Raw genomic sequence first — 10,353 nt, 5'->3', positions numbered from 1 at the left:
CCCCGGCTCCGGTCACGCGTGCGGGATCAGTCCCGCGGTCCGCCGTCCGCGCCGGCGGCCGTCGGCACGCCCTCGCGGTAGTCGGCCGCGATCTGCTCCGGGTGCTTGCCCAGCTGCGAGTTGCGGTAGCTGAAGCCGAAGTAGATCGCGAACCCGAGCGCGAGCCACACGAGGAACCGCAGCCAGGTCTCGACGTCGAGCTGGAACATCAGCCACAGGCACAGCAGGCCGGAGATGATCGGCAGCGCGGGCGCCCACGGGACGCGGAAGCCCTCGCCCTCCGGCTGGCCCGACGCCTTGCGGCGGCGACGCAGCAGCGGGACGCCGAAGCTCACCAGCACGAACGCCGACAGGGTGCCGATGTTCACCATGTTGCCGAGCACGTCGACCGAGAAGAAGCAGGTGACGATCACCAGCAGGACGGCGCTGCCGACCTGGATGATGACGGGCGTGCCGCGCTTCTCCGAGGTCTTCGACATGCCGCGGGGCAGGAGGCCGTCGCGGCTCATCGCGAAGACGATGCGGGTGAGGCCCAGCATCAGCACCATGACGACGGTGGTGAGGCCGACGAGGATGCCGACGGTGATGACCTGCGTGGCCCACGTCGGGGCGTTCTCCTGGAGCTGGAACGCGGTGATGATCGTCGCGGACGCGCCGTTGTCGGGCGTGGCGTCGCGCAGCTGCTGGGGGGTGGCCATGCCGGACAGCGCGATGGAGACCGCGATGTAGAGCAGGGTGCAGATCGCGAGGCCGCCGAGGATGCCGCGGGGCACGTTCTTGCGGGGCTCGCGCGTCTCCTCGGCCGCGGTGGCCACGACGTCGAAGCCGATGAACGCGAAGAACACGGTGCCGGCACCGGCGAGGATCCCCATCACGCCACCCACGGAGAGCTCCGCGCCGGCCAGCCAGGAGAACAGGGTCTGCGTCATCGTGGTGGCGTGCGTCGTGGACTCGCCGAACGACTCCGGGCCGGGCACGAACGGGCTGAGGTTGGACGCGCTGAAGAAGGCGAAGCCGACCACGATGATGAGCAGCACGATCGCGACCTTGACGGCCGTGAGGACGCCGGTGACGCGCGTCGACAGCTTGGTGCCGACGGCGAGCAGCAGCGCGAGCACCACGATCAGCAGGGCCGTGCCCCAGTCGAACGTCACGCCGCCCAGGTGGACCGTGTTGTGGATGCCGGACGCGACGCCCTTCTCGTCCACGCCGCCGAGGCCGAAGACGTGCAGGAAGTTGTCGAGGTACAGCCCCCACGCCTTCGCGACGACGGACGCGGCGAAGAACATCTCGAGGATGAGGTCCCAGCCGATGATCCACGCGACCAGCTCGCCCATCGAGGCGTACGAGAACGTGTACGCCGACCCGGCGACCGGCATGTGCGAGGCGAACTCCGCGTAGCAGAGCGCGGCCAGGGCGCAGACGACTCCCGCGATGAGGAACGAGATCACGACGGACGGTCCGGTCTGGGTCGCGGAGACCGCCGCGGCCTTCGAGAAGATGCCGGCGCCGATCACCACGGAGATGCCGAGGACGACGAGGTCCCAGGCTCCGAGGGTGCGCTTGAGCTGGCGCTGGGGCTCGTCGGACGCCGCGATCGTCGCTTCGATCGAGCGCCTCCGCATGAGCTGCATCGTGGGGGCTCCTTACTGGTATCCCATGTCGCCGGGTCTCGACGGCTGGGTGACCTTACCCGACGCGACGATCCTGTGAAGGGGGTGTTCAGCCCGAGTGATCTCCGCGCAGGTCGGCGACCGGCCGGTCGGCGTCGCGCGCGGCGATCCAGGCGTCCACGCGCTCCCACTGCTCGAAGAGCCACAGCTCGCGCCCCTCGGCGTCCCCAGGCAGGTCGGCGACGCGCGTGAGCCGGCCCCCGAGCACGATCTCCTTGTCCATCGGCAGCTCGCGCCAGATGTCGCGCACGGTGACGAGCCGCTCGAGCCCGGTGTGCGCGACGACGAGGACCGCCGCGTCCCCGCGGACGGTGTCGAGCGCGGAGAGGAAGCCGCCGGCGTGCGGCACCATGACGTGCGGCATCCGCTCGGCCCGGTCGGCGAGCGCGTCCTTGCCGCGCGCCCGGAGCGCGGCGATGCGCTTGGCGCGACGTCCCGGGGTCACGTTGCCCCCTTCGGGGAACAGCACGAGCGCGCCGTCAGGACCCAGGTCGGCGGCGATCTGCGCGATCGTCTCGGCGGCACCGGGCTGGCCGGGCCTGCGCCGGGACTGCGGCGTGACGAAGGCCGCGGGCAGCCGGTGCAGGAGGACGTCGACCGCGGGGTCCCACTGGAGGGTGTCCTTGAGGACGATGGCCGGGGTGCGGCGCCCCCGCCCCAGGAGGGTGTCCACCAGGATGAACGAGTCCCCCGGTCCGGCGTGCCGGCTCAGCACGAGCACGGGCACGTCGGGCACGCTCGCGCCGGTGGGCGCCTCGATCACGATCCTCAGCCGCAACGTCCAGCGCACCTGCCAGAACAGGACCGCCAGCGCCCAGCGGGCGACGGCGACGTGCGCGCGCCGCATCCACGGCTGGTGCATCGCCGCCCCGAACCCGGACGCCACCCACAGCGCGAACAGCACCACCAGCGCGGCGGCGTCCCACAGGACGTAGAACGAGATCATCCACAGCAGGCGCAGCACCCGCAGGCGCCCGGGCAGCAGCCAGGTCAGCGCCGCGCCCACCACCAGCGCGAGCATGATCGACGTCGGCACGAGCAGCACCGCCAGCGCGATCACCAGCGGCGCCAGGACCAGGCGCCGCACCCAGAGGGGCGGGGGCGCGATCACTCGCCCGTCCCCGCGTCGTCGCCCGTCGTGCCACCGGGTCCCTGGGTCTCGGCCAGGAAGGCGCGGGCCGCGTCGTACGACTGGGCGATCCGCTGGTGCGTGGCGTCCAGCTTGCGGAACGCGCCGAGCTTCGCGTCCCCCGGCAGCGAGCCGCCCGTCGGGAGCACGTGGACGGTCGCGACGGCGCGCGCCTCCTCCAGCTCGCGGAAGTACCGGTGTCGCCGCGCGATCTCGAAGCTCACGCGGGCGACGTCGGACGGCTTGGTCGGCACGGTCAGCGGCTCCTCGACACGGCCGACCTGCAGCACGTAGACCGTCGTCGCGCCCCGTCGCACCGCCTCCCCGAGCGGGATCGAGTTGACCATCCCGCCGTCGACGAAGTGCTCGCCGTCGATCTCGGTGGGCGGCAGCGCGCCCGGCACCGACGCCGAGGCGAGCACCGCCTCGACCAGCGGACCGGCGTCGAACCAGTGCTCGGACGCGCGCTCGATGCTCGCCGCGGCGACCACGAGCGGCACCTGCAGGTCCTCGAACGTGGTGCGCTCGCCCAGCGTGCCGGCGATGAGCCGACGCAGCGCGGCCGGGTCGTACAGGTGCGTGCGCGAGCGGGCGAGCCGTGAGAGCTGCCGGTACCACGGCTCGCCGTAGACCTCGTTCGCCGTGGGTGAGGCCCAGGCCTCGCCGAGACGGTCGACGACGGCGAGGCTGGGGTCCGCGGCCACGGCCGCGCCGTTGATCGCGCCGATGGACGTGCCGACCACCAGGTCGGGACGCACCCCGGCCTCGAACAGCGCCTGCAGCATCCCGACGTGCACCGCGCCGCGCACGCCGCCGCCGCCCAGCACGAACGCCACCGTCATGGCGCGATCGTGCCACGACGGTCCCCGCGCCTCCTGCCGAAACTGGAATCGACCGTGCTGACCTGCTCCTCAAACGGGCAGTTTGAGGACCAGGTCAGCACGGTCGATTCCGGTGGCCGCGGCGCGAGGGATCAGGCGTGCACGTGCCCGTACCGGTGGCGGGTGCGGCTGACAGCCTGCTCACGCACGACGGCGAGCAGCTCACGGCGGCCGCTGGCGACCACGGGCGCGTCGAGGACCGTCACCGTGCCGAGGCGCTGTGCCGCGGCCTCGTGCAGGCCCGGCGCACGACCGACCACGCGGACGCGGCCCGTGACACGGCCGGCCGCGACGGCGGCGGCGAAGTCCTCGTGGGACGTCGGCGCCTCGTGCGGCACGCCCCATCCCGAGTCGGAGTCGGGCACGACGACGGCCGGCACGCCGGCGCGCTTCGCCGCGGCGAGCACACGCCGCACCTCGATCGGCAGGGCGCCATCGCCGACTCGGACGGTCAGGCGCTCGATCGGTCGGTAGCGGAAGGTGTTCTCCTCCACCCGCAGGCCGGACCGGTCGTGCCCGACGCCGATCTCGGCCGCCCAGGCGGCGTCGTCGGAGGCCTGCGCCGCCGCGAGCCAGCCCTCGGGGTCGGTCGTGCGCGACGGCACGCCCTCGGCGTCGGACCAGGTGCCGAGCTCGGCCACGTAGTTCGGGCCGCCCGCCTTGGCGCCGGGGCCGACCGCCGAAGCCTTCCAGCCGCCGAACGACTGCCGCTGGACGATCGCGCCGGTGATGTGCCGGTTGACGTACACGTTGCCCGCCTCGACCCGGTCGAGCCAGGTCGCGATCTCGTCGTCGTCGAGCGAGTGGATGCCCGCGGTGAGGCCGAAGTCGACCTGGTTCTGCAGGCGGATCGCCTCGTCGAGGTCCTTCGCGGTCATGATGCCGAGCACCGGGCCGAACACCTCGGTGAGGTGGAAGAACGACCCCGGCGCGACGCCGTCGCGCAGGCCCGGCGACCAGAGCCGCTCGGCGTCGATCCCGGCCGCCGCGGCCACGTCGTCCAGGCGGCGCGGCCGCACCAGCCACGACTCACCGGGCTCGAGCGTCGTGAGGGCGCGCAGCAGCTTGCCCTGCGCGGGCTCGGTGAGCGGGCCCATGACGGTGGACAGCTCGGTGGCCGACCCGACCGCCAGCGACTGCACGGCGTCCACGAGCTGGCGCCGGAACCGCTTGCCCGTCTCGCTGGCCGGGTCGCCGACGGAGCCGACGAGGATCACCAGCGACGCGGCGGAGCACTTCTGGCCCGCGTGGCCGAAGGCGCTCTTCACGAGGTCCGCGACGGCGAGATCGAGGTCCGCGGACGGGGTCACGACCAGGGCGTTCTTGCCCGACGTCTCCGCGAGCACCGGTCGCTCGGGCCGCCAGGACGCGAACATCTCGGCGGTCTCGATGGACCCGGTGAGGACGACGCGCGCCACGTCGGGGTGGGTCACGAGGTGCTGGCCGAGGTCGCCGTCCGGCACGCGCAGGAACTGCACGACGTCCCGCGCGACCTGCGGGTCGAGCCCGATCTCGGGCGCGACCTCGTCGAACGCGGCGTGCACGGCCTCGATCGCGAGCTCGTAGCACCGCGGGGTGGTGGGCGCCGGCTTGGCGAGCACCGCGGACCCGGCCGCGAGCGCCGCCAGCACACCGCCCGCGGGGATCGCGACGGGGAAGTTCCACGGCGGGGTCACGAGGGTGACGCCCTCGGGCGTGAACGTGGCCCCGTCCACCTGCTCCAGGGCCTCCGCGGACGCCGCGTAGTAGTTGGCGAAGTCGATCGCCTCGCTGACCTCGGGGTCGGCCTCGGGCACGGTCTTGCCGGGCTCGTGCACCATGGCGGTGACGAGGTCGGTGCGGCGCGCCTCGAGCTGGCGGGCGGCGGCGCGCAGCACGCGCGCGCGGTCGGCGGGCGCGACGGCGGCCCACACCTGGCGGGCGGCGACGGCGCGCGCGACGGCGTCGTCGATCGTCGCGGTGTCGGTGACCTCGGGCGCCTGCACGGGCACGTAGCCGGAGTCCGGTCCGACGATGCTGCGGGCCCAGGCGCGGTGCGCGGCGACGGCGGGGTCGGTGTCGACGGCGTTGTGGAACGGCTCCGCGGTGGGGCAGCCGGTGGCGGTGGGCGCGGTGGCGCCGGAGGCGAACCGGTCGCGGCGTCGCGGCGCGACGTCGACGGCGTCGTAGTGCACGCCGTGGGTCACGGACGCACGGAACGCCAGCTCCTGGCGGTCCATGGCCGTGGCCTCGACGCCGTCGTGCCCGGTGGCGGGGGCGAAGGCGGCGTGCAGGAAGTTCTGCTCGGCGGCGTTCTCCTCGAGCCGGCGCACCAGGTAGGAGATGGCAACGTCGAAGTCCTCGTCGCGCACCACCGGGGTGTACAGCACGACGTGGCCGCCGTCCTTGGCCACCTCGTCGCGCACGAGGCGCGCCTCGATGGGTGCCATGCCCTGCAGCATCTCGATGTCGAGGCCCTCGGTCACGCCGCGGCCGCGGGCGAGCAGCACCGCGAGCGCCACGTGGAAGAGGTTGTGGGACGCGACGCCCAGGCGCACGGCGGCGGTGCGGTCGGAGCGCAGGTGGTGGTCGAGGATGCGCACGTAGTTCGCGTCCACGTCCGGCTTGGTCGGGTAGGGCGCCTGGGCCCAGTCGTGCAGCTCGGCCTCGACCTGCTCCATCGCCAGGTTGGCGCCCTTGACGAGGCGCACCTTGATGCGGGCGCCGCCGGCGGCCACGCGCTGCTGCGCGAACTCGGTGAGCTCGTCGAGCGCGCCCATCGCGTCGGGCAGGTAGGCCTGGAGCACGATGCCGGCCTCGAGGTCGCGGAACTCGTCGCGGTCGAGCACCTGCGTGAAGACCGCGGTGGTGAGCGCGAGGTCCTTGTACTCCTCCATGTCGAGGTTGAGGAAGACGCCGTGGTCGCGGGCCGCCCGGTACAGGGGCAGCAGGTGCTCGACGACGCGCTCGCGCGATCCGTCCAGGTCCCAGGTGACGAGCTGCGCCGCGACGGACGACACCTTGACCGACACGTAGTCGACGTCGGGCCGGCGCACGAGGTCGATGGTGCGCTGCAGGCGGGCGGCGGCCTCGTCGGCGCCGAGCACGGCCTCGCCCAGCAGGTTGACGTTGAGGGTGTAGCCCTCGGCGCGGGTGCGGGCCAGGTGCTGGCCCAGGCCCTTGCCGGCGTCGGCGACGAGGTGGCCGACGAGCTGGCGCAGGCGCACCCGCGCGGCGGGCACGACGACGGAGGGCAGCACTGGCGCGACGGCGGCGCCGACCTTGAACAGGGTGCGGTCGACGGGACCGAGGAACGTGGCGGAGCCGGCGTCCCGGCCGAGGCGGGCGAGCGCGGTGGCGGCGACGCCGATGTCCTGCGGGCGGGCGACGTCGTCGACGAAGCCGACGGCGAGCTCGAGGCCCGCCGGGTCGGAGACGAGCGAGCCGAGCCGCTCGGCGGTGGCGCGGGTCTTGCGGTCCGCGCGCGTGGTCGACGCGCCGTCCTGTGCGGACGCGCCGGAGGCGACGGCGATCCAGTGGTGGGCGAGGGCGACGGCGTCCTCGACCAGGGCTTCGGCGCTCTGGCCGCCCGAGGTGTCGCGCGTGGCGGTGGGGTGGGCGTCACGCGCCGGAACGGAGGTACTCATGCCCCCAGGGTGCGCCCTCGTGCGGGGCGTCGTCTTGTACGATCGGGCCCGCGATGGGCCACGATTCCGACAACACCACGAGCGCTGCGGGCGAGGTCGGCGGCGACCCGTCCCCGCCCCTCGCGGGGGTGCCCGGCACGGCCGCCCTCATGGCCGCCCTGTCCCCCGTGATGGTGGACCTGATGGACGAGCTGTCGGACGTGATGTTCTGCGCGAAGGACGCCGACGGGCGGTACCTCGCGGTGAACCAGGTGTTCGTACGCCGCACCAACGAGCGGTCCCGCCGTCAGGTGCTCGGCCGGCGCGCCGTCGACCTCTTCGTGCCCGAGCTCGCCGAGCGGTACGAGGCGCAGGACGCCGAGGTGCTGCGCACCGGACGGCCGCTGCGCAACGAGCTGGAGCTCATCCGCCGCGTGGGCGGCACCCCGGGCTGGTTCCTTACCGCGAAGCTGCCCGTGCGCGACGCCGGCGGCCGCGTCGTCGGGCTGGTCTCGGTGTCGCAGGACCTCCGCTCGGGGGACGCCGACGACGCGACGATGGACGCCATGGCCCGGCTGGTCGCCGCCGTCCAGCGGCACCTCGACACCTCGCCGGGAGAGCCGCTGTCCGTGGCCGACCTGGCCGCGCTGGCGGGCAGCACGCCCGCCGTCCTGGACCGGCGGGTCCGCAAGGTCTTCGGCCTGTCCCCGCGGCAGCTCGTGCTGCGCACCCGCGTGGACCGCGCCGCGCACCTGCTCACGTCGACGACGACGCCGCTGGCCGAGGTCGCCGCCGCGTCCGGGTTCTACGACCAGCCGTCCTTCACCCGCACGTTCGCGCGGCTCACGGGCGAGACGCCGTCGTCGTTCCGTCGCCGCGCCCGCGCCGCCGACTGAGCCGCCGACCGAGCCGTCGCGAGCCGTCGACAGCCGGGCCGTCAGCCCAGCACCGGGGCAAGCGCCTCCACCAGCTGCTGCACCCCGAGCACGACGAACAGCAGCGCCACCAGCGCCAGGACCACGTTGGTGAGCGGACGGTTGCGCCAGCGCTCCGGGACGCGCGAGGAGTTCATGAGGATCAGCAGGGTGATCGCGAGGAACGGCATGAACAGCGACCCCAGCGCGCCGTAGGCCACGACGAGGGCGATCGGCTTGTCGAGCAGGAGCAGCAGCATCGGCGGGAACGTGAGCCACAGGATGTAGGCCCGGTAGTAGCTCCCGCCCGCCTGGCGGCGCGGGTCGTCCTCGGCCAGGCCGCGGGCCGTGGCGACGAAGTCGGCGAACATCAGGGACACGCCGTTCCACACGCCCAGCACCGACGAGAACGACGACGCCCAGAAGCCCACGAGGAACAGCGGCGCCATGAACGACCCGTACCGCTCGGCGAGCACGTCCGCGAGGTCCACGAGGCCGCCCTCGCCGTCCGCGAGCGTGATGCCCGAGGAGTACAGCAGCTCCGCCCCGACGACGAGCATCGAGATCACGAAGACGCCGGAGATCACGTAGGCCATGGCGTTGTCGATCCGCATGACCTTCATCCACCGCGGCGTGTGCCAGCCCTTCTCCTTGAGCCAGTACCCGTACGCCGCCAGGGTGATGGTGCCGCCCACGCCGCCGGCGAGGCTGAGCGTGTAGAGGATCGAGCCCTCGGGGATGCGCGGCACCAGACCGCCGACGATCTCGCCCAGGTTCGGCAGGGTGAGGACGGCCGCGCCGACGATCGTCACGAACATGACGCCCACGAGCACGGCGATGACGACCTCGAACGTCTTGTACCGGCCCAGCCACACGATCGCCGCCCCGACCAGCCCCATGGCGATCGCGAACCAGACCAGGTCGACCTGCGGGAACAGGGCGACGAGCGGCAGCGCCGAGCTCGACATGGCCGCCGCGCCGTAGCTGAAGCCCCACACCACGATGTAGACGCCGAAGTAGACGCTCGCCCACGCCCCCAGCGACTTCCAGCCGTCGAAGATCGTGCGTCCCGTGGCCAACGACCAGCGGCCGGCGCCCTCCACCAGCACGATCTTGATGACGACGCCGAGCACCGCCGCCCACAGCAGGGTGTAGCCGAACTTGCTCCCCGCGACCAGCGTGGCGACGAGGTCCCCGGCCCCGATGCCGGTGGCGGCGACGACGAGCCCTGGGCCTACCAGCCGCCAGCGCGGCCGCTCCTCGGTCAGCTCGTGGTCCAGGGCGGGCGTCGCGACGTCTTTGTCTGCCATGGTGCCGGAGGCTACCGACCCGCCGGGGAGGGGCATCCCCGACATGCCGGGCGCGTCGGCGATCAGCGTGCACGATTCCCACAAAACGCAGGCACCGGCACGCCCACGACCGCGGTGCGTGTGGACGACCTGCACAAACGAGCGGCCCAGCGTTGGCGCACCCCGGTCATGCCCTCGCCTGCTCGGTGCCCCTAGCGTCGTCGGCATGACCGCAGCCGCACTCCCCCTCGCCCCCGCCCGCCCGCGCCGCGTCCTCGCGGACCTGCTGCCCGGGGCCCTCGCCCGCGACGTGGTGCTCGTCGTCGCCGTCGCCGCCCTCACCGCGCTCGCAGCCCAGGTCGTCGTCCCTGTCCCGGGCCTGCCCGTGCCGCTCACCGGCCAGACCTTCGCCGTCCTGCTCGGGGCCGCCGCCCTCGGGCCCGTGCGCGGCGCGGCCGCCCAGGCGGTCTACCTCGCCGCCGGCGTCGCCGGCCTCCCCGTCTTCGCCGGCGCGACGGCGGGCTGGGAGTCCGTCGCCGGCGCGACCGGGGGCTACCTCGTCGGCTTCGTGCTCGCCGGCGTCGTCGTCGGGGCGCTCGCCCGCCGCGGCGCCGACCGCCGTGCGCTCACCACCGCGGGCGCCTACGCCGTCGGCACCCTCACCGTGTACGCCGTCGGCGTGCCGTGGCTCGCCGTGAGCACCGGGATGCCCGTCGGCGTGGCCCTGCTCACCGGAGCCGTCGTGTTCCTGCCGGGCGACGCCCTCAAGGCGGCACTGGCCGCAGCGCTCCTCCCGGCGGCCTGGCGCCTCGCCCGCTGACCCGGTCCGCAGCATCGTGCGTGCTGACTTGATCCTCAAACC

General features: G+C 73.6%; 7 protein-coding genes. 2 read left to right on the top strand and 5 right to left on the bottom strand.

What is annotated here, in order from left to right:
* Positions 1 to 26 precede the first annotated feature (26 nt).
* The 4 genes from ACFT55_RS15830 to ACFT55_RS15815 all read right to left on the bottom strand — a co-directional run bounded on the left by ACFT55_RS15830 (position 27) and on the right by ACFT55_RS15815 (position 7,309).
* Entirely contained in the window at positions 27 to 1,634 is a 1,608-nt protein-coding gene (locus tag ACFT55_RS15830; RefSeq protein WP_380244798.1) for an APC family permease, read from the bottom strand.
* A gap of 88 nt (positions 1,635 to 1,722) precedes the next feature.
* The gene (locus ACFT55_RS15825) at positions 1,723 to 2,784 is read right to left on the bottom strand and encodes a 1-acyl-sn-glycerol-3-phosphate acyltransferase (RefSeq protein ID WP_380244797.1); all 1,062 of its coding nucleotides are present in this window, start codon (positions 2,782 to 2,784) and stop codon (positions 1,723 to 1,725) included.
* On the bottom strand, positions 2,781 to 3,644 hold the full coding sequence (locus tag ACFT55_RS15820) for a patatin-like phospholipase family protein (RefSeq protein WP_380244796.1): 864 nt from the start codon (positions 3,642 to 3,644) through the stop codon (positions 2,781 to 2,783). Before ACFT55_RS15820 ends, ACFT55_RS15825 begins: the two co-directional genes overlap by 4 nt.
* Positions 3,645 to 3,775: 131 nt before the next feature.
* Complete coding sequence (locus ACFT55_RS15815; protein ID WP_380244795.1) at positions 3,776 to 7,309, bottom strand: proline dehydrogenase family protein; 3,534 nt, start codon at positions 7,307 to 7,309, stop codon at positions 3,776 to 3,778.
* A 53-nt stretch (positions 7,310 to 7,362) separates the two neighbouring features.
* Here ACFT55_RS15815 and ACFT55_RS15810 point away from each other — a divergent pair, with 53 nt between their 5' ends.
* The gene (locus tag ACFT55_RS15810) at positions 7,363 to 8,184 is read left to right on the top strand and encodes a helix-turn-helix domain-containing protein (RefSeq protein WP_380244794.1); all 822 of its coding nucleotides are present in this window, start codon (positions 7,363 to 7,365) and stop codon (positions 8,182 to 8,184) included.
* Positions 8,185 to 8,225: 41 nt separating this feature from the next.
* Here the strand turns inward: ACFT55_RS15810 and ACFT55_RS15805 are convergent, their stop codons facing one another.
* Positions 8,226 to 9,512 carry an Nramp family divalent metal transporter gene (locus tag ACFT55_RS15805; RefSeq protein WP_380244793.1) on the bottom strand — a complete coding sequence of 429 codons (1,287 nt, stop codon included), beginning with the start codon at positions 9,510 to 9,512 and terminating at the stop codon, positions 8,226 to 8,228.
* A gap of 205 nt (positions 9,513 to 9,717) precedes the next feature.
* Between ACFT55_RS15805 and ACFT55_RS15800 the strand changes: the two genes are divergently transcribed.
* The gene (locus tag ACFT55_RS15800) at positions 9,718 to 10,311 is read left to right on the top strand and encodes a biotin transporter BioY (protein ID WP_380244792.1); all 594 of its coding nucleotides are present in this window, start codon (positions 9,718 to 9,720) and stop codon (positions 10,309 to 10,311) included.
* Positions 10,312 to 10,353 lie beyond the last annotated feature (42 nt).

It is taken from the genome of Isoptericola sp. NPDC057191 (assembly GCF_042670225.1).
Classification (GTDB): Bacteria; Actinomycetota; Actinomycetes; order Actinomycetales; family Cellulomonadaceae; genus Isoptericola.
Note: the sequence above shows the minus strand (reverse complement) of the source record. Positions and strands in the feature narration are given on the sequence as shown.